Raw genomic sequence first — 22,897 nt, forward strand, 5'->3', positions numbered from 1 at the left:
GAAATACGCGAAACGGGGTTGTTCTATCTTTAAATTTAATTACGCAACAAAGCCGGTCTGTTGTTAACTTAAGGAACTATTACATCGTTTGATTATATACGGTTTTGTTTTAATTAGTATATAAATTAGATAGTTAACTGGTTTTTATCACTTTAAAGTCTAATGGTGTTGAGGGTATAACTTCGATAAAGTTGTTACTGATATACCTAAATGTAACATTTAATTTAAATGATAGCTTATGAGTTGACACTGCATATTTAATGATGCATTATTTGCGCGATAGAAAACCTCGCCCACTCGGCGGGTTTTTTTCGTTTCTACCGTTTATAACTGACAAAGCACCCCTTTCAATTGTGAAAGTCGGGTGCTTTTTTGTGGGAGTAATATGCAAGATAAACTCAGTTCCTTCTCTTCATATCTCACTAGCGGCTTACTGGCTCTTACCGGGGCATTCAGTATCCAAGACTGGGCGGCGGTGATTGGTGTGGTGATGGTGTTTGTCACTTACTTCACCAACCGCAGCATTAAACTCAAATTGCTTGATGAAGTTCGCAAGCAACGAATTTCGGAAGAGCTCTGTGAAAAACTTAATCAATAAAACCGTTTGTCCTGTTGCGGTTGTTCTTTCTATTGTCTTTAGCCTTGCTCCAAACATGCAAACTAGCCAACAAGGCTTGATACATATCGCTAACCTCGAAGGGTACAAAACCAAAGCCTATCAATGCAGCGTACATTGAGAATACACCGTTTGATTACACTCAAACGATAACGTCTAAATACTCTCAAGGTAACTGGACCAAAGGTTATTATTACCAGAATGGAACAAGTCGAATGGAATGTTCAGATGATGGTGTGAATTGGTCAAAAGATACTTGTAAGTATCGCTGACGAAGTCGTTACTCAATAACTATAAATAGCTTTACGCAATAAAAAAATCCAGTGTCATCAGACACTGGATTTTTAGCTTTAGATAATATTAAAACGCGCTGTTAAGCGATCTCAATCTTCTCTGCTTGGTTCTGTTCAACCATAGACAGTGCTAAAGCTTCCGCAGCCTTAATACCATCGATACCAGCAGATAGGATACCACCCGCGTAGCCTGCGCCTTCACCAGCAGGGAAGAAGCCCTTAAGGTTGATGCTTTGGTAGTCTTTGCCACGTTTGATGCAGACAGGAGAAGACGTACGAGTCTCAACACCTGTTAGTAGACCATCTGGCGTAGAGAAGCCTTTGATCTTCTTCTCGAACGCTGGGATTGCTTCACGAATTGCTTCGATAGCAAAATCAGGCAGCGCTTTTGAAATATCAGTTAGGTGGATACCCGGTGTGAATGATGGTTTTACTTCACCGATTTCACTTGGATCGCGACCTTTCAGGAAGTCACCGATTTTCTGTGCAGGGGCGTCGTAGTTCTCGCCACCTAGAACATAAGCGGCACTTTCTAATTCACGTTGTAAGCGGATACCTGCTAGTGCGTCACCTGGGTAATCACGCTCTGGGTCGATACCCACAACGATGGCACTGTTTGCGTTACGTTCTGCACGAGAGTATTGGCTCATGCCGTTGGTTACTACGCGGCCTTCTTCAGAAGTCGCTGCAACCACAGTACCACCCGGGCACATACAGAAGCTGTATACAGTGCGGCCATTTTTACAGTGGTGAACTAATTTGTAGTCCGCTGCACCTAAGATAGGATTACCTGCGTTTTTACCGAAGCGAGCTTCATCGATCATCGCTTGCTTATGTTCGATACGGAAACCAACAGAGAAAGGCTTAGCTTCCATGTAAACGCCACGTTCGTGCAGCATTTCAAACGTATCACGAGCACTGTGGCCAACAGCCAGTACTACGTGACGAGATTTGATCTCTTCACCGTTAGAAAGTGTTAGGCCAGTGATTTGACCATCTTCCATATGAACGTCGTCTACACGAGTGCTGAAACGGATTTCGCCACCTAGCTCAATGATAGAAGCACGCATCTTCTCGATCATGGTAACCAGTTTAAAGGTACCGATGTGTGGCTTACTTACGTATAGAATTTCTTCTGGTGCGCCAGCAGCTACGAATTCTTCGATTACCTTACGGCCGTAGTGCTTTGGATCTTTAACTTGGCTGTATAGCTTACCGTCAGAGAATGTACCTGCGCCACCTTCACCAAACTGTACGTTTGATTCAGTGTTCAGAGTACGCTTACGCCAGAAACCAAAGGTATCTTTCGTACGTTCACGAACTTCTTTGCCACGCTCAACGATGATTGGGTTGAAACCCATTTGAGCAAGCACTAGGCCAGCGAATAGACCACAAGGGCCAAAACCGATAACCACAGGGCGCTCAGTTTGGTTCTCAACCGCTTTAGCAACAAACTTGTACTCCATATCAGGAGTCACTTTTACGTGCGGGTCGCTAATGAATTGTTCTAACAACTCAGCTTCGTTTTCAACGAGAACATCAAGCGTGTAGATAAGTAAGATTTTTGATTTCTTACGAGCATCGTAGCCACGTTTAAAGATATTAAAAGAAAGTACCTGATCAGAATTAATGCCAAGCTTCGCTTCAATAGCGTCTTGAATGGCTGATTCTTCGTGGTCTAGAGGGAGTTTAATTTCGGTTAAACGTATCATTTCGATGTCTCGTCTTTATAGGTGTCTTAGCTAGACCGTTTATTGAACCTGTAAAGCTGAATGTAAAAGCCGAGGTTTCAAAGAAGCAGTAAGCTCACAATGGCGCGCATTTTACGAGAAATTGATTTATCTGTCATACTAATTTGGAAACATGGAGCAAATAGACACGATATTAGAGCCGTATGATGTTGAATTTTGCCTTGGGATGAGTATTATCCTCCATTCTTCAATTTTGACTAACTTATAGAGCAGAGCATCATGGCATTTGTCGTAGGCGATAACTGTATTCAATGTAAATACACAGACTGTGTGGCGGTATGCCCCGCAGATGCGTTCCATGAAGGCCCGAATTTCATGGTAATCAACCCAATCGAATGCATTGATTGTGGTTTGTGTGTACCTGAATGCGACGCTCAAGCGATCTTCCAAGAAGATGAACTGCCAGAAGATCAAAAGATCTTTATTGAAGTGAATGCCGAGCTTGCCGAAATCTGGCCTGTGCAAACGGAAGTCAAAGCACCAATGGATGAAGCTGAAAAGTGGAATGGTGTCGCTGATAAATTGGCAATGCTAGAAAAGTAATTGTTGAAAAGAACTTAAATAAAAAGGCGTACTGATTTAATCAATACGCCTTTTTTAATATCTGAGCACTGTCGATTGGCTCGTTAGCTTATGAGATCTAGCTATGCTGACGGCGCATATTGTCGAGAATAATACCTGTCGCCATTGCTACATTCAGAGACTCTGCGCCACCGAATGCAGGAATCGTAATCTTATCCGTTACGTATTTAGCCGCATGTTCACGAATGCCGTGAGACTCGCTGCCCATTAGCAAAATGCCATTGGCAGTAAACTCAGTCTTATGAACACTTTCGCCTTCTAAGAAAGCACCGTAAACCGGTAGGTTCGCTTGCTCTAAGTAAGCAGGTAAGTCAGTTTGGCTTACGTGAACTCGGCCAAAACTGCCCATAGTCGCGCTGATCGTTTTAGGGTTGTATGGGTCTGCGCAATCACTGCTCGCAACAATATGCTTGATGCCATACCAGTCTGCTACGCGAATAATCGTACCTAGGTTGCCAGGGTCTGAAACGCCATCAAGCGCGATCATCAGTCCTGTTGCTTCTGGTAGCTCAAACGTTGGGATCTCAACAACCGCAATCGCTGCGTTGTTACTTACCAAAGTGCTCGCTTTGGTTAGATCATCCAGCGAAGCTTCAACACAATCAAACTCAATCAGTGAAGCATGATTTTCAGATAAGAAATCAGCGGTAGCAAAGACGTTCTTCACCACTAAGTCACTATTGAACAGCTCAAGTACGTTTTTTTCACCTTGAACTAGAAACAGGCCGTGGGCTTTACGTTGTTTCTTTTGGCCCAAAGCACGAAGGAGTTTTAATTGGTTTTTTGAAATCATGTTTTTATCCTAGATATAAGCCCGCGCATTATAGAGCAAAGGTTGGATAACCAAAAGCGTGATAACTCAATGCGATCCACTAAAAAGCAAAAGCAACCCACTTAAAAAAGAAAAGCGCACTAAATAGCGCGCTCTTATCTGATTTAATCATCTAACATTAAGCTGAACCCAAGATTAGCTGACCTGTATGATTAATATGGGGCAGGGTAGCGCTTAAACACTGTGTTGATATCGGTAAGGATCTCTTCTGACAACGGTTTGCTGAACGCTGCTACGTTCTCTTTCAGTTGTTCCATTGTGGTTGCGCCAATAATAGTGGAGGTGACACCATCAACTTGATTACACCACGCTAAAGCTAGTTGGCTCGGTGTAAATCCGTGAGCGTTCGCAACTTCGAAATATCCTTTTACGGCTTCATTGGCAGACTCAGTGTCGCGGAAAATCCCTTTACGCTGCATGTAAGTCCAACGGCTTCCTTCTGGTCTCGCACCATCAATGTATTTGCCACTCAGCATGCCCGCTGCTAACGGTGACCATGGTAGGTAGGCGACGTCTTCGTGCACACAGTTTTCAATCAAATAAGGCCAGTCTTTCGCGTGCAGCAGGCTAAATTCATTCTGAATAGAGACCATTCGCGGTAAATCATGCTTCTCACTGAGTTTAAGGTAAGTGTTAATGCCCCAAGTGGTGTCATCAGACAAACCAACATGACGGATTTTTCCGGCTTTAATGCAGCCCGCTAGTGCTTGGAGGATCTCTAGCATCTCCGCTTCATGCTGCTTTCGGTCGATATCACTGAATCGAATATGATTCGGGAAATGCTTGCCAAAGTGAGGCGTCGTTCGGTTTGGCCAATGCAGTTGGTAAAGGTCGATATAGTCCGTTTGTAAACGCGCTAGTGAAGCGTCAACCGCTGCAATTACAGCTTCCCCCGTGATTGGCCCGCCATCTCGAACCCAAGGCAATCCCGGACCTGCAATTTTGCTGGCGATGATGACTTCTTGGCGGCGCTGCGGATTGCGAGCTAACCAGTTACCTATGATTGCTTCCGTTTTACCGTAGGTGTCTGGAGACGGTGGTACTGCGTACATCTCTGCGGTATCGATAAAGTTAATACCTTGGCTTAGCGAGTATTCGATTTGTTGGTCAGCTTGTTGTTGCGTATTTTGCAGCCCCCAAGTCATGCTGCCAAGGCAGATTCGGGAAACGGGAATTTGACTACTTCCTAATTTTGAGTATTCCATTAAATTCGGGGTTCCTGTAGTGAGGCTCGTTAGTGCTCGCAGTGTGGATATTGAAAGAGGGCGAGTGAGGAATGAAAACGAATATAAATTATTAGCACAAAATGGCAACACAGGGTATGGCTTGGACAAGTTTAATGAATCATTTCTCATTGCAACAAATGAGTCTGCTTGATGATTGAGAAGCAACATACAAAAGACGCGATAGATAACAAGGTGTTAATAGATCAGGCGCCTGAATGAAGCTGCATTGGGATAGGAGAAAGGTTCAGAGACAAAAGAGCTCTACATCAACGAGAAGTAGAGCTCTTTTTTAGGGGTTCTATAAACAAGTTCTGAGTATTGATTAAGTTACGAGGTCGCGTTGGTGTCAAAACCACCTTGAGATTGCGCCTGTCTTAGAGCTTCCTGCCTTTGAACTTCTTTCTCAGTTAATACTGGTTGAAGCGTTTCCTCAGAGGCTTGAGGAGAGAAAATGAAATATTTATTAATCGTCATAACTGTGTCTCCGTGTAACGTATGACAGATTCTGCATCAAGGATAAATTGTGATCATCATCCACTTTGTACTTTTTTTAGGCTGAGAGCGGAGGGCGTAGAATGCGTACAAAGCGATCGCTTATCATCCGTATGCAATGTTGAACTGACGAAACCCTCTGTTTTCAAGTATAGGAAGCGCATCTAATTTCGCACAACAATGATTTAGAGCAATTACATACATGGTCAGGGGCGTAAGATGGAAAGCCTCGCGACTGACTCTGCGTACGTATTTGTCTAAAAATACATCGCTTATCTATCTTAATAATTAGGTCAGTAAATCAATTACTTAATCCATGGTGAGATGAATTATGGAAAAGCTTGTAGAACGTTTCCTGAATTACGTTACTTTTGATACTAAATCCGATCCTTCTAATCAGCAATGCCCAAGTTCACCGGGTCAAATTACTTTTGCTGAAGCCTTAAAGTTAGAATTGGTTGCATTAGAGTTAGTTGATGTGTCTTTAGACGAAAATGGCTATTTGATGGCGAAACTGCCGTCGAATGTCGATTATCCAGTGCCTGCGATTGGCTTTGTGGCGCATATGGATACCGCTCCTGATGCTTCAGGAGCAAATGTGAAACCACAAGTGATTAAAGATTACCAAGGTGGAACGATTGAATTAGGTGAAAGTGGCGAGAGTTTGAACCCAAGCCAATACCCAGACCTTGATTCTTTACATGGTCACGACCTTATTACGACTGACGGCACAACTCTGCTTGGTGCCGATAACAAAGCGGGCATCGCTGAAATCATCAGTGCGATTGCTTACCTGAAAGCGAATCCAGACATCAAACATGGCGACATCTGCATTGGTTTCACACCGGATGAAGAGATTGGCCGCGGTGCGAACCTGTTTGACGTTGAAAAATTTGGCGCCGAGTGGGCGTACACCATCGATGGTGGGCCAGTAGGGGAGTTGGAATTTGAGAACTTTAATGCCACGAGCGCTGATGTTATCTGTCATGGCGTGAACGTTCACCCAGGTACCGCCAAAGGTAAAATGGTGAACTCAATGAACATTGCAGCGCAATTCCAACTGATGATGCCTGCACAAGAAACACCAGAGTGCACAGAAGGTTATGAAGGTTTTTACCACCTGAAGTCGGCTGAAATGGGGGTGGCTCGCTCTGAACTGGGATACATCATCCGTGATTTTGAACGTGAGGGTGTAGAAGCGCGTAAGGCATTCATGCAACAGAAAGTGGATGAGCTGAATGAGCGTCTTGAGAAAGGCCGTGTTGAGCTGGTGCTAACCGATAGCTACTTCAATATGAAAGAGATGGTTGAACCGCATCAACATATTATTGAATTAGCGAAGCAAGCGATGATTGAGTGTGATGTTGAGCCAATGATCAAGCCTATCCGAGGTGGTACAGACGGTGCTCGCTTATCTTTCATGGGGCTACCGTGTCCGAATATCTTTACCGGTGGCTACAACTTCCACGGTATTCATGAGTTCATTACCATTCAAGGCATGGAAAAAGCGGTAGAAGTGATCGTGAAACTCTCTCAACGTACAGCTATTCACTATCAAAAATAGCCGTCTAAAACGCGATATCTCTTTGTATTTTTGAGAGTATTCATTAATACTCTCTTTAAGTATAAGGGAGTACGCGATGAAAAAGTTAGTTTTACTTTGCACCCACTTAGCCGTGGGTGCTTTTGGTTTTGGGCTTGGTGTCTACGCACTACCTATCTTGATTGAGCCTGATTCTCCTTCCTCAAGTTCTGTTGAAGCGATCAGTCAGCAGGCGATCTATACAGGTGAGTTCACCAAAGACCGACAAGACAGTGACTTTTTGCATTGGGGAGAGGGCATCGTCTCTGTCTCTGAAAGTGCGATAGCTTTTGAAGGTGAATTGGCGCCGGGGCCGGATTATAAGGTTTACCTATCACCTAAGTTTATTGAAACCGAACAGGCATTCAATGACAGCAAGAGTGAGTTACTGAGAGTCGGAGATGTAAAAACATTCGACCGATTTATGGTTAACCTCCCAGAAGGTACTGATCTTAATCGATTTAATACGGTTGTGATTTGGTGTGAAACTTTTGGCCAATTTATTACTTCTGCCAAGATAAAATGATAGCCTTACTAGGGCGTGTTGATCTTTCGAACAAAATTTAACCGCGAAAGGTCAACACGGCCTAATAGCTGATAAAAGCATGAAAAGGAGCGCTCTATTTTTGAGTGCTTTTTTATAATGCGTTTATTGGATTGAGTCAGTCGCTGTAAAGCTCATCGCTTTAATGATCGTCGTTATAAAGCTTAATTGTTGTAATACAAAGGAATAAATAATGGAAAAGATGTGGCAAGTAATAGATTTCTTACTCGCTAATAAGTTTATTTTTAGTGTGCTGATCATCTGCATTATATTAATAATCCGACGAATCACTTTGTCTCGAATCCGTGGTGATGTCGCTTTTCTTAGTGAAGACCAACGTAACTGGATGTCACGTACCAAAAACGGCACATTCGCGATTATTGTTGTGACGTTATTCGTGCTGTGGAAATCCGAAATCAGCGAATTTGCGCTGTCTGTTACTGCTATTGCGGTTGCGATAGTCGTGGCTTCAAAAGAGATCATTCTCTGTTTTACTGGCTCTATTCAGCGTGCGAGTTCTCGCTCATTTCGAATTGGTGATTGGATTGAAGTGGGCAAAATCAGCGGTGAGGTGATTGAGCACAACTTGATGGCGACTGTGATTCAAGAAATCGATTTGTATCATGGGCAATATCACTTCACTGGCAAGACTGCCACGCTGCCTAATAGCATGTTCTTCACTTATCCGGTAAAGAACCTCAACTTCATGAAGCGCTATGTTTATCATAACTTTTTTGTGACGGTGAAAGACTTTGTAAACCTATACCCTATGGTGCCGGGTCTTATCGTGAAAATTGAAGAGCATTGTGAAGAGTTTATCGATGTTGCCCGTCGTTACAATGGTGTGATCGAAAAGCACGCCGGTGTTGACCTTCCGGGTTCTGAGCCTCACATCCATATCACAAGCAGTTCGACAGGTGAGCAAGAAGTGCACTTTATGATCTTCTGTCCGACCGAAAAAGCGATTCATTTAGAGCAAGATATTCGTAAAGATTTCATGGAAGCTTACGCGTTGGCATTTCCCTCAAGTGACTAATACGATGCTGGAAGCTAACAAGTCCGAATAAAAAGAAAGCCGAGAGCGATAATATCGACTCTCGGCTTTTTTGTATTTGAGATCTAGACTTAGACCTGAGACCTAGCGTTAGAGATTAATCCAGGTCAGCGAGTGGCAACCAGTCTACTTCTACACCAGCTTGCTCAAACATATCTTGGCTTATCTTGATCTTATCTCCCCAACGAGAAAGGAAATCTTCACTTTGCTCTGGGCAATGTACCGCTGAAATTCCAGTTTGGATGATTTTTGCTGCACAGTTCGGACAAGGGAAGTGAGTGACCCAAACTTCACAACTGTCTAAATCACGTTTAGCAAACAAGATTGCATTTTCTTCAGCGTGAAGTGTCTTGAGGTATTTCATCTCGCGATCGTCAGTATCCGCACTATCAGACACGCCATGTGGGTAGCCATTAAAGCCAACTGAAACAATACGGTTGTGCTTAGTGATGACGGCGCCGACTTGAGTTGAAGGATCTTTACTCCAAGAACCGACCAATTCCGCCATTTGATAGAAACGTTTAGCCCATTTTGAAATCATGAGAATTCCTTAACAATTAAATGTGAATGCTTATCTGCCCGACAATACATGATGTTAGACAATATCCATAGAGAACAAAAGCTGAGAGGTTGATTTACTTAGAAATTGTAACGCGTTTGTAATTACTTTATAAGCACTTAGTTTCAATTAACATATTGATACACTTTGGTTCGTTATAATTGATATTCCTCGGACAATAGTAACGGGTGTGTTACGTAAATTTTATACTGTTCAAATACTAACAAGTGACGGTATAACTATGCGTAAAAAGTTGATCCTTACGGCTCTTGCAAGCTCTCTTATTCTTGCTGGATGTGGGCAAGATGCTCAAAATGCCAAGCAAGCGCCTCTACCTCTCGTAGCAGTACAGGATGTTAGCGTTGTTTCTCACCAGCAAAGTAAGTCGTACATCGGTCGTATTGAAGCCGTTGAAGACACGGCTATCACAGCGCAGGTTTCTGGCTATCTACAAAGCCGTCATTTCAATGAAGGTCAAATGGTCGAAAAGGGGCAATTACTGTACTCCATTGAACCCTCTTCATTTGAAGCTGAAGTAGCAAGCGCAAAAGCGTCTGTTGCTCAAGCGAACGCGAACCTTAAAAAAGCCGAGCTTGATTTTAACCGAGGTAAGAACCTTCTCCCTAAGGGGAGTATTTCTCAATCGGAATTTGATGCATTGACAGCAAACTTATTGGGTTCTCAGGCACAGCTTGAAGCAAGTCAAGCACAACTCAATGCAGCCAATGTCCAGCTTTCTCATACCAAAATTATTGCGCCTTTCTCTGGACGAATCAGTGACACCAAAGTGAGCACGGGTGATCTGGCTTCACCGTCTTCAGGTGTATTAACCACCTTGGTTAGCCTAGATCCAATCCATGCATCGTTCAGCATCAGTGAGCGTGAGCGTATTGAGCTGGGTATGGATCGTATCGAAGGCGACGGCAGCAGCGATTCTGCAGGTGTTGAAGTTCAGATCATGCTTGAGAATGGTGAAGCGTTCGAACATCTAGGTCAGCTTGATTTCTTGGGTAACCGTATCAACCTCAATACTGGTACGATCGCGATGCGCGCCATTGCTGATAACCCGAACCAGCAATTACTTCCAGGCCAACACGTTCGCGTTGATCTACGTGAAAAGCAATCTATTGATGTTGTGACTATTCCGCGTCGTGCAGTTCAAACCGACCTTGAAGGTGACTTTGTGATGGTTTTGGTTGAAGGCGAGAGTGCGCCTGTCGCTGAGCGTAGAAACATCGAGATGGGTAGACAAGTTGAAGGTGGTGTGATTGTTCACTCTGGACTAGAGAAGGATGACGCAGTTATCACTCAAGGCTTACAGCGTGTGCGTAATGGTATGTCTGTTCGCATTCAACCTACTGCTGAACAAGCTGAGTAAGGGGCTTATTTATGTTGAGTCGTTTCTTTATTCAAAGGCCTAAGTTTGCCCTTGTCATATCCATAATATTAACGCTGGCGGGTGCGATCTCTCTCGCTATCTTACCAGTGGCCGAATATCCAAAAATTAGCCCACCATCGGTCAGTGTGTCGGCATTCTACACGGGTGCGAGTGCTGAAGTGGTGGAACAGGCGATAGCCGACCCCATAGAGACATCGGTGAATGGCGTAGAAGATATGATCTACATGTCTTCTAAAAGTGCTAATGATGGTTCATACAACCTTAACGTGACCTTTGATGTCGGTACTGATGCTGATATGGCTCAGGTCAACGTTCAGAACCGCGTTGCTCAGATCGAATCGAAACTTCCACAAGAAGTAAGAATGGTGGGTGTAACGGTCAAGAAGCGTTCACCTGACCTATTGATGGTATTGAACTTCTACTCGCCGAACGGAGAGTACAATGACCAATTCCTTATCAACTACGTGAACTTGAACATTAAAGACCAATTGGCTCGTGTAAAGGGCATTAGTGAAGTTAACGTGTTGGGTGGTGGTGAATACGCGATGCGTGTTTGGTTAGATCCTGAAAAAATGGCTAACCTCAATATAACTACCTCTGATGTGAATCGCGCTTTGGCGGAGCAGAACGCTCAAGTCGCAGCTGGCCGTATTGGAGCTGCACCTTATAACAACGCGCAAGAAGTGCAATTCAACTTGGTAACAAAAGGCCGATTAGAAACGGCTGATGAGTTTGAAAATGTTGTGCTTCGTGCAAATCAAGACGGTTCAACGGTTTATTTAAAAGACGTTGCACGTGTTGAGCTAGGTAAAAAGTTCTACGATGGTAACGGTAAATACCGTGGTCAAGACGCTTCAATCGTAACGCTGTCACTTCAGTCAGACGCTAATGCGCTGGAAAGTGGTAAAGCAGTCATGGCGATGCTAGACAACCTAAGCAAAAATTTCCCTGAAGGCATTGCTTACGAGGCGAGTTACGACACCACACTCTTTGTTGCTGAGTCGATTAAAGGCGTAGTTAAAACACTCATCGAAGCAATTTTGCTGGTTATCGCAGTAACGTACTTGTTCTTGGGCAGTGCCCGTGCAACCTTGATTCCTGTGGTTGCGATTCCGGTATCTTTGATTGGTACTTTTGCGATCATGCAGATGACCGGCTTTACCATTAATACAGTAACCCTGTTTGGTTTGATTTTGGCGATTGGTATCGTAGTAGATGATGCGATCTTGGTTATCGAGAACGTCGATACTACGATGGCCAAAGATCCTACCATTTCACCGCGAAAAGCAACGCTTATCGCAATGAAAGAAGTTACGGGGCCAATTGTTACCTCAACCTTGGTTCTGTTAGCGGTATTCATCCCAGTAGCGATGCTGCCAGGTATTACCGGCATTATGTATCGTCAGTTCGCTCTGACCATCTGTATTGCGGTTGTGATCTCTTCTATTAACGCTCTAACGCTGTCACCAGCATTGTGTTCATTGGTTCTTAAGCAGGGCGGTGGTAACACAGCACGTTGGTACCAAGCGTTTAACCGTGGTCTTGAATCTGTAACCAACAAATACGGTCAAATTGCAGGCTTCCTTGTGAAAAAGGGTGTTCTGCTGTTTACCTTCTTTGTTGTGGCACTAGCAGCGGTAACTTACTTTGCGAAAACCACGTCTACGGCTTTCGTACCTCAAGAAGATAAAGGCATCTTGCTGGTTAACGTGCAGCTTCCTGACGCGGCATCGCTGTCTCGTACAGAAGATGTGACAGAGCAGTTACTAGAGATGGTTGAGCAAGAGCCGGGCGTAGATGGTGTGACACTGGTTAACGGCTATGCATTCATGACGGGCGCTTCAGCTTCGAATGGTGCGTCGATGTTCATCAAGCTCCACGATTGGGACATGCGTAACGCACTGGACGGTCAACATTCAGCGCAAGCTATCTCACAACGTATTAATGGCCGAGCGGCAACAGAACTGCCTCAGGCGATTGTATTTGCAATGGGACCTCCAGCTGTACCGGGCATGGGTGCTGCGTCTGGTTTTGAGTTTGTTCTCGAAGATACATTAGGTCGTAGCCGCACTGATCTAGCGATGGTCATGAATGACGTGATTGCTGAGGCAAACAAACAGCCTGAGATTTCACATACCTTCAGTACCTTCCGCGCTAATGTACCTCACTACTATGTCGATATTGATCGTGAGAAAGCGCAACAACTTGGTATTCCGCTGTCGGAAATATTCCAAACGCTACAAGGCAATCTTGGATCAATGTACGTGAATGACTTTACCATGTTTGGTAAGAATTTCCGTGTCACCATGCAAGCAGACAGTGAACACCGTAGCAGCATGGATGACCTACAACGATTCCACGTGCGTTCGTCTAATGGCGAGATGATCCCGTTAAGCACATTGGTGACTTACGATCAGATCTTTGAACCAGACGTAGCATGGCGTTACAACATGTACCGCAGTGCGGTGATTCAAGGCCAACCAGCACCGGGTTACTCAAGCGGTGATGCGATTGCTGCAATGGAACGTGTCGCAGCTGACGTGCTGCCTCAAGGCTACCAGTACGAATGGACAGGCATGGCTTATCAAGAAGTATTGGCAGGCAACCAAGCGATCTTTGCTTTTGCACTGGCTCTGATCTTCATCTATCTGTTCATGGTGGCGCAGTACGAGAGTTGGACAATCCCTATAGCGATTATCTTAGTGGTACCGGTTGCAACCTTAGGTTCTTTCTTGGCGCTGAACCTGACAGGCACACCGCTGAATCTCTATGCACAAATTGGTTTGGTTCTCTTGATAGCTTTGGCCGCGAAGAACGCAATCTTGATTGTTGAATTCGCAAAGGTTGAGCGTGAAGAGAAAGACGCACCGATTGAAGATGCGGCGGTGAAGGGCGGTACGCTGCGTTTTCGTGCTGTGAACATGACGTCTTGGTCATTCATTTTAGGTATATTCCCGCTTATCTTCGCTGCGGGTGCTGGTCACGTGAGTCAAAACTCATTGGGTATTTCTCTGATTGGTGGCCTGCTATGTGTGTTGTTAGCGGGTACGTTCCTAATCCCTGGCTTCTATGCATTCGTGCAACGTAAGCGTGAGAAGGCACACGGTGGCAATACCAAGTTGATTCCACTGGACGATGAATAGGGAAGTTAGTGTCTTGTAGGATGAGCCCTTTACAAGGTTTCTCCTTGGTAATTGATTTCTTGTAAAAACGAAGGCTTAGCATTGTGCTAAGCCTTTTTTATTCCACTTGTGAATAAAGAATCTGTTTATATAATGAAATGTTTATTATAAGGTAGAGTTAATACTCCAATTAAAGCTCTCCAATAAAATGGTGTTTTATTTTTAGGTTGTTGTTTTTGTTGGATATATAAGTGTTCGGCTAACACTTGTATGCTCGAAAGTATTTGCACAATAGTGTGAAGTGTTTCAAAATTACCAAGTTATATTGAAATATTTTGTGCATTGAGGTTCTTATGAAAGTCATTGATTTATTTAAACACCGAGGCGACAGCGTGTCTTCGCAACACTCAGAGTTTATGCAATGGATGTCTCCAGCTCTTAGAGATTACTGGGGAGACTTTCTGAATCGCACGCAAAATAGTCATTTCTTTGCGTGGGTTCGTGATCACCACAAACCTGCTGTCAATGAAGATGCGCCAGAGATGCCTGTTGAACCACAGATCGTACTTAAGCCAGAAGCACAACTTGTATTTGATGAGCTTGAACAGCAGATCGGTGAAGTGATCCATACTGGTGATTGGATCAATGTAAGCCAAGACAGAATCAACCAGTTTGGCCTCGTTACTGAAGATATGCAGTGGATTCATACAGAGCCTTCTAAGGCTGAAACAGATTCTCCGTTCAAAACAACCATTGCACATGGTTTTCTGACTTTGTCTCTGCTTCCTCGACTGACAGACAGTGTTGATCCTGACAAATCTCAATTCCCAACGGCGAAGATGGTTGTAAACATTGGTCTTAACCAAGTACGTTTCCCATACCCTGTAAAATCGGGCAGTAACGTTCGCGCTAAAAGTACGCTAACAAAAGTAACGCCAATTAAGAAAGGCCTAGAGATTGAACGCGAAATCCGCGTAGAGATCGAAGGCATCCGTCGTCCTGGTGCTGTGATTGTTTCGGTGATTCAACTTCACTTCTAGAGCTTTTTTATAAGTAGAATTGCTTTTAGCGAAGATTATAGATTCAAAAAAAGAGAGAGCTTAAGGCTCTCTCTTTTTGTTTTTGTCTATCAAGGCGATATCATCAGCATCCTAACAACATCACAAAAGTCGTTATCTTACTTGATACGCGTGTAGTTACTTAATGTGTTTGTAGCTACTTAATGCGTTTATAGTTACTTGATGCGCGTGTAACCGTACTCTTCGATAAGATCTTGCCCTTGTTTTGACTTCACGAACTTAATGAAATCTTTGCTCTCGTCAGAAACTGATTCAGTTTTGTGCAGCAATAAGAATGGGCGAGCCAATTCATAACTGTGGTTGGCGATGTTCTTAGATGTCGGCTCAACTCCTTCAAATGTGATTGCTTTGATCGAACGGTCGATAGAGCCAACAGAGATGAATCCAATCGCATGTGGGTTATGGTTAACAATCGTTTTTACCATGCTGTTGCTGTTTACAACCAAGTTATTTGGGTTGATGTCAGACACTAGACGGTCGTTAATGATTTTAGTCAAACCAAGTAAGCTCTCGAAGCTGTAACGTGAACCCGAAGAAGCTTCACGAGTTACAACTGCGATAGGTTGATCCGCACCACCTATGGCTTTCCAGTTTGTGATTTTTCCTTTGTAGATATCGAATAGCTGTTCACGTGTAACGTTGCTTACACCGTTTGAACGGTTAGTCACGACGGCTAGGCCGTCAAAGGCAATTGGAAATACCTTCAATTTTTCGCCCTGTTCGCGGTCAGTTAAGTAACGTGAGCTCATACCAATATCAGCGACACCTTTATTGACCATGGTAATACCCGCTGTAGAACCGATGCCTTGAACCGCAATATAGTTATCAGGGTGAGTCTTGTTGTACTCCTCAGCCAATACATCCATCACACGTGATACGGAAGTGGAGCCCGAAATATTGGTTTCTTGTGCAAAAGCAGCGTGAGAAGACAGGGCTAAGGATAAAAGAGAGGCAAGCGCGACTCGTAACATAAACAACTCCTAGTTAATAACATTTGCCGGCTATGATAGGTCGGTTATATGACAATTTTGTGAAATTCTATCCGCTCAATGTGTCGCTATTAGCTTGATGAGTGAAAGCGAGTTAGGTTTACAAAAGCAGGATTCGTTTCTGGGAGCAGGACGGGTATTTTGTTTGCGCTTGTTCGCTAAAATGTTGGTTGAGTCCTAAGCTAAGTAGAGGAATTCACTACTTAGAAGTTTCTATAGAGTTTCTATGGAGTTTCTATGAAATTACAAGAGGTGTTATGTCCGTCATTCATATCGAACTGAATCGTCTTTTAATTGGAGCTGAGAAGCTCTGTACATCTCGAAATCGCAGTTTACCTGTCGAGCTAGGCAAATCCCTTTATGAAGAGTGTGAGGGTGGTGTGCTGTTTTCTCAGGCTCATTATCTGCTCGACTCATCTCATAGCGATTACACAAATGAGATCGCCTGCGTTAGTTTTGATGAGTCACTATCATGTTGGTTGGTAATGGTGCCGCTAGAAGGTGATGTAGAAACCGATTCAGTAAATTGGGGGCCTTATCCTTACTTACCTCAATCGAAGGATCTTGATGCTATTTTGTCTGAAATAGAAAAAGACCCTAAATCGTACTTCTGGTCGTGATTATTCTGTTGAGATGTTTGCGAGTGGCTTGATACCTAAAACGAACAACTTTTTTAAACTCACCACATTGCAACCTATCTGCGTCACTAAAAACAGTCTACGTTAATAAAGCTTATCTGCGTCAGTAAAACGATCTATGTTTCTAAAACTATCTGCATCACTATAAATGATGGATGTCACTTCAAATTATGCCAATAAGATTGCGTAGTTATACTAATCACAGTGAGTAAGTTATCAGTGATTTACTACGATTGGTATTAATAAGATTGTGAAACCAAAGACCGGAAATCTTTTGGTGTTTTGCCGTGATAGGTTTTAAAGGCAGTACTAAAATGCGCCGCACTTTTAAATCCGGATTCATAAGCAATTTGAGTAATCGATTTGTTCGATGTTCTGAGCTGTGTGGCTGCGTGGGCGATTCGCTTTATCTTCAAGAGGTTTGAAAACGAAAGGTCTTCCGCCGATAAACGGCGTTTAAGTGTGGCTGGTGACATCCCCATATAGCTGGCTAGGGTATCGAGTGAGATATTATTTTCTATATTCTGTTCAATGTAATGGATGACCTTTTGTGTCACCGTCAATCTAGAAATTCGGCTAATAATCGTTAATAGTTCCGGATACTGCTCAACCATTAAAGACAGCAAACCTAAGCCTAGCTGGGTGAGTGCGTAATCATTCTGAGTCGATGAATTGGCCAGGGACATGATGAGCTCTTTCAATTGGCAGATTTCGGTATCCGTTTGATTGAACTTAATGTACTTATCTGGAGTTTGAGTGGGTTCTAAATCACTGAACTGATTTATGAACTTTTGGAAAATTGCCAAATCAAAATCTAAGCAAATCGCACTAAACTCACCATTTTCAGTGTCGACCGTGATGTCTTTAATCTGACCAGAATTGTAAAGCGTGAAATCTCCCGCTTTTAACGAGGCTTGGGTGCCATTGGGCAGCATAAAAGATATGCTTCCTTTCGATACCATAAAGATACCGTTTTTAGAGGCGGGGTAGCGTTCGCGTTTCCTGGGAATAAAGTTTCTGAATTGAGTGACCGTGATTGATGGCATAGTGAGCTTCTTTGGCGTTGTAGATTAATTGCTTTTTTTAGTATTGTTTAAGCATGAGACATTTACAAAAAAGGCGCTAATAATTAGCGCCTTTAGAAGTAAACCTATCAGAAATTAGGCTTCGGTTTCATTTGTCGTTTCAGGCCCGCTAGGCAAGTCCGCAAAAACTTGTGTAGGTTTTGCTACCAAGTTACGGTTTTCCTGATTAACTTCTGAGAGAACTACTTCTAAAACGTCTCCCAGTTTGTATACCATTTCTTTATCGATAGATACAGTACCCATATCACCGTTGCACTCTATTCTTTCTTTATTATTAAGAATGAGAGAACCAGGGATAAATGCTGCAGCACCATTTTCAAGTAGACGTACACGCATACCAGCACGGTTAATGTCGAAGATCTCTGCTTGGAAACGAGTTTCTTCAACTGGAGCGTTCGCTAGAGTACGAGCATACAACCAATCGCCAACGTTACGTTCAGCCATACCGTGGTGACGGCGGTGCAGAGCAAGTTCATCACCAATGGTTTCGTCTGGTGTTTGAGTTGGCGCTTTACGTAATATGTGTGCTTTAAGCATGCGGTGGTTAATCATGTCACCGTATTTACGAATTGGAGAAGTCCAAGTTGCGTAAATGTCTAATCCCATTGCGTAGTGCGGCGCAGGTTCATTGCTAATCTCGCTGTAAGCTTGGAACTTACGAATTCGGTTATCGTAGTAGCTGTTGTCTAAAGAGCCTAACCAACGACGCAGAGTAGCAAAACCTTCCAGAGAAACGATCTGCTCTTCTGTAAACGGCGTTTCTGCTTCTGGATTAACTAGCTCCAGAACATCTGTTAATTTCTCAGCTTTAAAACCAGAGTGACAGTTAAAGACACCTTGGTTAAAGCTCTCTTTTAATACTCGACCCGCACAGATGTTCGCGCTGATCATAGATTCTTCAACCAACTTGTTCGCACTGCGACGCATGTCAGCGTGGATAGCAACAACATCGTTATCTTCGCTAAGCTCAAAGCGGTAGTCAGGGCGATCTGGGAACACAACCGCATTGGCAGAACGCCACGCTGAACGTGCTTGAGCAAATTGGTGAAGGTCAGAAACAATCGCAGCGATCTCTTCTGACGGTTGCCATTTCTCGGATGCACCTGTTTCTAGCCAGTCTGATACGTGGTCGTAAGCAAGACGAGCGTGAGATTTGATGTTTGCAGCGAAGAAGTTAATGTCATCACCGATAACACCATCTTTAGATACCGTTACTGTGCAGCAAAGTGCCGGGCGAACTTCGTTCTCTATTAGTGAACATAAGTTGTCAGCTAGATCGCGAGGCAACATTGGGATGTTACGACCAGGCAGGTAAATAGTGAAACCACGCTCGCGAGCCACTTTATCCATTGCATCATCTGGAGAGATGTAAGCGGTAGGATCAGCAATTGCGATAGTCAGTTCGAAATCACCGTTCTCTTTCTTCTTAGCGTAAAGCGCATCGTCCATATCTTTTGTGCTTTCGCCATCGATAGTCACAAAAGGGACGTGAGTCATGTCTACACGTTCAAGATCAGCGTCGTCTTTGATCTGCCAGTCGTCGATGCCTTCAGGTTCGCTGTTTGGTAGGTCATTTTGCGCTAGCGTTACCCACCAAGGCGCGATTTTGTCGTCAGCGTCTGTGATTTTCTCAGAGATCTGAGCTAAGAAGCCGTTGTCACCTTTTAACGGGTGTTGAACGATATGAGCAACAACCCAGTCGCCTTCTTTAAGCGTTTCAGGGTTCAAACCCTTCTTTGCTTTCGCTTTAAGCTGCAGTTTTTTCAGTTGCGGGTGATCTGGAACAACGTTCAATCGACCTTTGAAAAGCTTAACTCGTGCAATAAAACGAGTTAGACCCTGTTCAATCAACTCCTCTGGCTCTGCAACTTCGCGCTCTTTCTCAGTGCGAATGATGGCAATCACCTTGTCACCGTGTACACATTTTTTCATGTACGGCGGTGGGATGAAGAAGCTAGTTTTGCTATCGACTTCGAGAAAACCAAACCCTTTTTCAGTGGCTTTGATTGTACCTTCCTTTTTAGGGAGGGTTTCTTGGATTTGCTGTTTGAGTTGAGCGAGTAGAGGATTATCTTGAAACATTTGACTTTTATCTATCGAGGACAATTGAGCACACTATAATCATTGCGAGGCTTGATTACTACTTAAAGGCGAAGTGAGCGTAAATTAATTGCCCTCTTATTTAACTAGGTCAATTTGCTAGAAGTTTGGTGCTGTGACGAGATATTCATCAAGTTTTGACGATATGATAGCCAGTGTTGATGTGAAACCGAAAAATATGTGATGTATTTCAATTTTTTCTGGCTTTTTTTATGCATTTAAGGAATAATCCGCCTCCCTTAGACGTCCCTAATGGCTTGAAGTGTTTTATTACTGCTTCGTAACTCTGAATGGAATCAGTATCTGATTGGATCAGTATTGGAATTGATAGAGCTCCCGGGACCTTTTGTTTACTTATATATAGTGGGATCCCAATGTCCGAATCTGTAATTCAATTTAATGAATTAGCCCTAAACGAAAACATTCTTTCAGCTCTTGATAGCATGGGTTTCGTTTCTCCGACTCCAATCCAAGCAGCAGCTATTCCTCTTCTTCTTGAAGGCCGTGACGCACTAGGTAAAGCACAGACTGGTACTGGTAAAACAGCAGCATTCTCTCTGCCTTTACTTAACAAAATCAACCTGAACCAACATAAACCACAAGCAATCATCATGGCTCCTACTCGTGAGCTAGCGATTCAAGTTGCTGCGGAAATCAAAAACCTAGGCCGTGATATCAAAGGTCTTAAAGTTCTTGAAATCTACGGTGGCGCTTCAATTGTTGACCAAATGCGCGCTCTAAGCCGCGGTGCTCACATTGTTGTTGGTACTCCAGGTCGTGTTAAAGACTTACTAACTCGTGACCGTCTACACCTAGATGAAGCACACACATTTGTTCTTGATGAAGCAGATGAAATGCTAAAAATGGGCTTCGTAGATGACGTTACTTGGATCCTAGAGCAAGCTCCAGAATCTGCACAACGTGTACTTTTCTCTGCGACTATGCCTCCAATGGTTAAGACTATTGTTGACCGTTACCTACGTAACCCGGCTAAAGTTGACGTTGCTGGTACTAACCACACAGTTGACAAAGTAGCGCAGAACTACTGGGTTGTTAAAGGCGTAGAAAAAGACGAAGCAATGTCTCGTCTTCTTGAAACTGAAGAAACTGACGCGTCAATCGTATTCGTACGTACTCGTCAAGACACTGAGCGTCTAGCTGATTGGCTATCTGCTCGTGGCTTCAAAGCTGCTGCACTGCACGGTGATATTCCTCAGTCTCTACGTGAGCGCACTGTTGATCACATCAAACAAGGTGTTATCGATATCCTAGTTGCAACTGACGTTGTAGCACGTGGTCTTGATGTTCCACGTATCACTCACGTATTCAACTACGACATCCCATTTGATGTTGAATCTTACATCCACCGTATTGGTCGTACTGGCCGTGCTGGACGTAAAGGTAAAGCGATCCTACTAGTTCGCACTAACCAAATTCGTATGCTTCGCACTATCGAGCGTGTAACTAAGTCTCAAATGGAAGAAATCCAACTTCCACAACGTGACGAAGTTGCTGCTGCACGTGTTGCTAAGCTTGGTGCTGAGCTTGAAACTGAGAAAGAGAGCAAAGCTCTAGAAAACTTCGCAGGTTTAATCTCTACTCTGCAAGAATCTCTTGAAGTTGATGCTGCTACTCTAGCTGCAATGCTTCTTAAGCGTCAGCAAGGTAAGAGCCCTCTATTCTACGTTGGCGAAGACCCAATGATCGCTGCTATTGAGCGTGATAAGAACCGTCGCAAAGAGCGTCGTGAAGATCGTGACAATGGCCGTGACGGTGGTGGACGTAACTTCAATACTCAAGATTGGGATACGTACCAACTACAAGTTGGCCGTGAGCAAGGCGTTCAGGTTAAAGACATCGTTGGCGCACTAGCAAACGAACTAGGCCTAACTAAAGGTTCTATCGGTGCTATCAAACTAGACCAAGGTTCTACTTACGTTCAACTGCCAAAAGCAATGAACTCTGAAACTGCTGGTAAGCTAAGCAAACTTCGCATTCGTCAAAAAGAAGCTGGCGCTGTAGTTGTTGATTTCAACGACTTCCGTGAGCCTCGTCGTGGCGGCGGTGGTCGTGATGGCAACCGTGGCGGCGGTCGTGGCGGTCGTGATGGTGGCGGCTACCGTGGTAACCGTGAAGGCGGTAATCGCGAAGGTGGTAACCGTGAAGGTGGCAATGGCGGTCGTGGTGGCTACCGTGGCAAGCGTGACGGCGCACGTGATGGTAACTCTGTTGGTGGTCGTGATGGCGAACGTCGCTTTGACCGTAATCGTGGTGGCGATCACCGTGGTAACCACCGTGGCGAACGTGGCCATGGCAACGCAGCAGGCAATGGCGGCAACCGCGGTCGTCGTCCAGAGCGCAACGAAGGTTAATCAACCTTTAGTTTTAAGTGAAACTTACAAGCCAAGTGCTTATAGGTGAATAGCTTAAATAGTGAATTTAAAAGCCGAGCTTAATGCTCGGCTTTTTTGTGCCTGCTATTTGAACTTTAGCTTTGGTTGGTTCTATATATGCGGCAGCTTACTTCAACTAAACTTCGTCCCTATATTTAATGTTAGCGCCTAAACTTAGCTGTATCGCGTTCTAAGTCTATATTGAAATAACGTGCTACAAGATACTAAAACAATGAGTGAAGGCTATCTAAGCGACGTTACAGTTCATTTATTCGTAGAGTTGTACTCGAATGCAATTAAAAGAAGATCGGATTTCGTCGTTCACTATTCCCAACTCTTGTGATCTTTTTGATGCAAACATTGAGCAATTGAGAAATCGAGCAAAAAGTAATCGGTAATGATAAGCAGACAAAAGGGAGGGGCTAGGCGGATTACGTGCATTGGTTCGATTCACTCTAGTTAACTTAATCGAGTAGAAATTAGGGCGTGTTGATCTTTCGAGCTGGTTTTTGCAGCGAGTTGCTGGGTATTTATACAAGGCAGAGGCTTTGATGTGTAGCT

General features: G+C 43.9%; 19 protein-coding genes. 11 read left to right on the top strand and 8 right to left on the bottom strand.

The genetic code is table 11. From position 1 onward, the window contains the following. Positions 1-385: 385 nt before the first annotated feature. Together AB6E08_RS18215 and AB6E08_RS18220 are read left to right on the top strand one after the other, a co-directional pair. Positions 386-598 (top strand): HP1 family phage holin, encoded by a 213-nt coding sequence (locus AB6E08_RS18215; RefSeq protein WP_004733457.1) that lies wholly within the window; start codon positions 386-388, stop codon positions 596-598. Then, positions 579-737, top strand: coding sequence for a hypothetical protein (locus tag AB6E08_RS18220; RefSeq protein ID WP_241909505.1), 159 nt, complete (start codon positions 579-581; stop codon positions 735-737). The genes AB6E08_RS18215 and AB6E08_RS18220 overlap by 20 nt, the downstream gene beginning before the upstream one ends. Positions 738-989: 252 nt before the next feature. On the opposite strand, the gene AB6E08_RS18225 is transcribed toward AB6E08_RS18220, so the two are convergent. Continuing rightward, a complete protein-coding gene (locus tag AB6E08_RS18225) occupies positions 990-2,621 on the bottom strand; it encodes an NAD(P)/FAD-dependent oxidoreductase (protein WP_017098685.1) in 1,632 nt (543 codons plus the stop codon). Positions 2,622-2,879: 258 nt separating this feature from the next. Between AB6E08_RS18225 and fdxA the strand changes: the two genes are divergently transcribed. After that, a complete protein-coding gene (gene fdxA, locus AB6E08_RS18230) occupies positions 2,880-3,203 on the top strand; it encodes a ferredoxin FdxA (protein WP_050650887.1) in 324 nt (107 codons plus the stop codon). Positions 3,204-3,300: 97 nt separating this feature from the next. Here fdxA and AB6E08_RS18235 read toward each other — a convergent pair whose 3' ends face one another. The 3 genes from AB6E08_RS18235 to AB6E08_RS18245 form a co-directional block, all read right to left on the bottom strand. Then, positions 3,301-4,035: an RNA methyltransferase gene (locus AB6E08_RS18235; protein ID WP_017067486.1), complete on the bottom strand. Its 735-nt coding sequence runs from the start codon at positions 4,033-4,035 to the stop codon at positions 3,301-3,303. A 191-nt stretch (positions 4,036-4,226) separates the two neighbouring features. Beyond that, positions 4,227-5,279 (bottom strand): aldo/keto reductase, encoded by a 1,053-nt coding sequence (locus AB6E08_RS18240; RefSeq protein ID WP_102258179.1) that lies wholly within the window; start codon positions 5,277-5,279, stop codon positions 4,227-4,229. Positions 5,280-5,627: 348 nt separating this feature from the next. Then, positions 5,628-5,774 (bottom strand): hypothetical protein, encoded by a 147-nt coding sequence (locus AB6E08_RS18245; RefSeq protein WP_009844784.1) that lies wholly within the window; start codon positions 5,772-5,774, stop codon positions 5,628-5,630. A 349-nt stretch (positions 5,775-6,123) separates the two neighbouring features. Between AB6E08_RS18245 and pepT the strand changes: the two genes are divergently transcribed. The 3 genes from pepT to AB6E08_RS18260 all read left to right on the top strand — a co-directional run bounded on the left by pepT (position 6,124) and on the right by AB6E08_RS18260 (position 8,954). Further along, entirely contained in the window at positions 6,124-7,356 is a 1,233-nt protein-coding gene (pepT, locus tag AB6E08_RS18250; protein ID WP_017102455.1) for a peptidase T, read from the top strand. Positions 7,357-7,432: 76 nt separating this feature from the next. Beyond that, the gene (locus tag AB6E08_RS18255) at positions 7,433-7,900 is read left to right on the top strand and encodes a DM13 domain-containing protein (protein WP_017098691.1); all 468 of its coding nucleotides are present in this window, start codon (positions 7,433-7,435) and stop codon (positions 7,898-7,900) included. Between the two features lie 211 nt (positions 7,901-8,111). Next, positions 8,112-8,954 (top strand): mechanosensitive ion channel family protein, encoded by an 843-nt coding sequence (locus tag AB6E08_RS18260; RefSeq protein ID WP_009844787.1) that lies wholly within the window; start codon positions 8,112-8,114, stop codon positions 8,952-8,954. A 115-nt stretch (positions 8,955-9,069) separates the two neighbouring features. Here the strand turns inward: AB6E08_RS18260 and AB6E08_RS18265 are convergent, their stop codons facing one another. Beyond that, on the bottom strand, positions 9,070-9,513 hold the full coding sequence (locus AB6E08_RS18265) for a dCMP deaminase family protein (protein ID WP_004731749.1): 444 nt from the start codon (positions 9,511-9,513) through the stop codon (positions 9,070-9,072). Positions 9,514-9,772: 259 nt separating this feature from the next. Between AB6E08_RS18265 and AB6E08_RS18270 the strand changes: the two genes are divergently transcribed. The 3 genes from AB6E08_RS18270 to AB6E08_RS18280 all read left to right on the top strand — a co-directional run bounded on the left by AB6E08_RS18270 (position 9,773) and on the right by AB6E08_RS18280 (position 15,092). After that, the gene (locus AB6E08_RS18270) at positions 9,773-10,909 is read left to right on the top strand and encodes an efflux RND transporter periplasmic adaptor subunit (protein ID WP_029222826.1); all 1,137 of its coding nucleotides are present in this window, start codon (positions 9,773-9,775) and stop codon (positions 10,907-10,909) included. Positions 10,910-10,920: 11 nt separating this feature from the next. After that, positions 10,921-14,073, top strand: a complete 3,153-nt coding sequence (locus AB6E08_RS18275) for an efflux RND transporter permease subunit (protein WP_372065611.1) — start codon at positions 10,921-10,923, stop codon at positions 14,071-14,073. Positions 14,074-14,405: 332 nt separating this feature from the next. Then, on the top strand, positions 14,406-15,092 hold the full coding sequence (locus AB6E08_RS18280) for a MaoC family dehydratase (RefSeq protein WP_009844790.1): 687 nt from the start codon (positions 14,406-14,408) through the stop codon (positions 15,090-15,092). Between the two features lie 194 nt (positions 15,093-15,286). Here AB6E08_RS18280 and AB6E08_RS18285 read toward each other — a convergent pair whose 3' ends face one another. Continuing rightward, the gene (locus AB6E08_RS18285) at positions 15,287-16,102 is read right to left on the bottom strand and encodes a phosphate ABC transporter substrate-binding protein (protein WP_009844791.1); all 816 of its coding nucleotides are present in this window, start codon (positions 16,100-16,102) and stop codon (positions 15,287-15,289) included. 275 nt (positions 16,103-16,377) lie between these two features. On the opposite strand from AB6E08_RS18285, the gene AB6E08_RS18290 reads away from it, so the two are divergent. Further along, positions 16,378-16,740, top strand: a complete 363-nt coding sequence (locus AB6E08_RS18290) for a DUF3024 domain-containing protein (protein WP_012600988.1) — start codon at positions 16,378-16,380, stop codon at positions 16,738-16,740. A gap of 257 nt (positions 16,741-16,997) precedes the next feature. Here the strand turns inward: AB6E08_RS18290 and AB6E08_RS18295 are convergent, their stop codons facing one another. Together AB6E08_RS18295 and rnb are read right to left on the bottom strand one after the other, a co-directional pair. Beyond that, positions 16,998-17,804 carry a helix-turn-helix domain-containing protein gene (locus AB6E08_RS18295; RefSeq protein ID WP_372065616.1) on the bottom strand — a complete coding sequence of 269 codons (807 nt, stop codon included), beginning with the start codon at positions 17,802-17,804 and terminating at the stop codon, positions 16,998-17,000. Between the two features lie 114 nt (positions 17,805-17,918). Continuing rightward, positions 17,919-19,925, bottom strand: a complete 2,007-nt coding sequence (rnb, locus tag AB6E08_RS18300) for an exoribonuclease II (protein ID WP_372065619.1) — start codon at positions 19,923-19,925, stop codon at positions 17,919-17,921. Positions 19,926-20,233: 308 nt separating this feature from the next. Here rnb and AB6E08_RS18305 point away from each other — a divergent pair, with 308 nt between their 5' ends. After that, a complete protein-coding gene (locus tag AB6E08_RS18305; protein ID WP_372065621.1) occupies positions 20,234-22,315 on the top strand; it encodes a DEAD/DEAH box helicase in 2,082 nt (693 codons plus the stop codon). Positions 22,316-22,897 lie beyond the last annotated feature (582 nt).

The sequence above is a fragment of the Vibrio sp. 10N.247.310.24 genome, assembly GCF_041467175.1.
GTDB lineage: Bacteria > Pseudomonadota > Gammaproteobacteria > Enterobacterales > Vibrionaceae > Vibrio > Vibrio tasmaniensis_A.

What these genes read in the sequence shown, in the direction of transcription:
- AB6E08_RS18215 (WP_004733457.1), top strand. Translation starts at nt 386, where the DNA reads ATGCAAGATAAACTCAGTTCCTTCTCTTCATATCTCACTAGCGGCTTA.
- AB6E08_RS18225 (WP_017098685.1), bottom strand. Translation starts at nt 2,621, where the DNA reads ATGATACGTTTAACCGAAATTAAACTCCCTCTAGACCACGAAGAATCA.
- fdxA (WP_050650887.1), top strand. Translation starts at nt 2,880, where the DNA reads ATGGCATTTGTCGTAGGCGATAACTGTATTCAATGTAAATACACAGAC.
- AB6E08_RS18235 (WP_017067486.1), bottom strand. Translation starts at nt 4,035, where the DNA reads ATGATTTCAAAAAACCAATTAAAACTCCTTCGTGCTTTGGGCCAAAAG.
- AB6E08_RS18240 (WP_102258179.1), bottom strand. Translation starts at nt 5,279, where the DNA reads ATGGAATACTCAAAATTAGGAAGTAGTCAAATTCCCGTTTCCCGAATC.
- AB6E08_RS18245 (WP_009844784.1), bottom strand. Translation starts at nt 5,774, where the DNA reads ATGACGATTAATAAATATTTCATTTTCTCTCCTCAAGCCTCTGAGGAA.
- pepT (WP_017102455.1), top strand. Translation starts at nt 6,124, where the DNA reads ATGGAAAAGCTTGTAGAACGTTTCCTGAATTACGTTACTTTTGATACT.
- AB6E08_RS18255 (WP_017098691.1), top strand. Translation starts at nt 7,433, where the DNA reads ATGAAAAAGTTAGTTTTACTTTGCACCCACTTAGCCGTGGGTGCTTTT.
- AB6E08_RS18260 (WP_009844787.1), top strand. Translation starts at nt 8,112, where the DNA reads ATGGAAAAGATGTGGCAAGTAATAGATTTCTTACTCGCTAATAAGTTT.
- AB6E08_RS18265 (WP_004731749.1), bottom strand. Translation starts at nt 9,513, where the DNA reads ATGATTTCAAAATGGGCTAAACGTTTCTATCAAATGGCGGAATTGGTC.
- AB6E08_RS18270 (WP_029222826.1), top strand. Translation starts at nt 9,773, where the DNA reads ATGCGTAAAAAGTTGATCCTTACGGCTCTTGCAAGCTCTCTTATTCTT.
- AB6E08_RS18275 (WP_372065611.1), top strand. Translation starts at nt 10,921, where the DNA reads ATGTTGAGTCGTTTCTTTATTCAAAGGCCTAAGTTTGCCCTTGTCATA.
- AB6E08_RS18280 (WP_009844790.1), top strand. Translation starts at nt 14,406, where the DNA reads ATGAAAGTCATTGATTTATTTAAACACCGAGGCGACAGCGTGTCTTCG.
- AB6E08_RS18285 (WP_009844791.1), bottom strand. Translation starts at nt 16,102, where the DNA reads ATGTTACGAGTCGCGCTTGCCTCTCTTTTATCCTTAGCCCTGTCTTCT.
- AB6E08_RS18290 (WP_012600988.1), top strand. Translation starts at nt 16,378, where the DNA reads ATGTCCGTCATTCATATCGAACTGAATCGTCTTTTAATTGGAGCTGAG.
- AB6E08_RS18295 (WP_372065616.1), bottom strand. Translation starts at nt 17,804, where the DNA reads ATGCCATCAATCACGGTCACTCAATTCAGAAACTTTATTCCCAGGAAA.
- rnb (WP_372065619.1), bottom strand. Translation starts at nt 19,925, where the DNA reads ATGTTTCAAGATAATCCTCTACTCGCTCAACTCAAACAGCAAATCCAA.
- AB6E08_RS18305 (WP_372065621.1), top strand. Translation starts at nt 20,234, where the DNA reads ATGGAATCAGTATCTGATTGGATCAGTATTGGAATTGATAGAGCTCCC.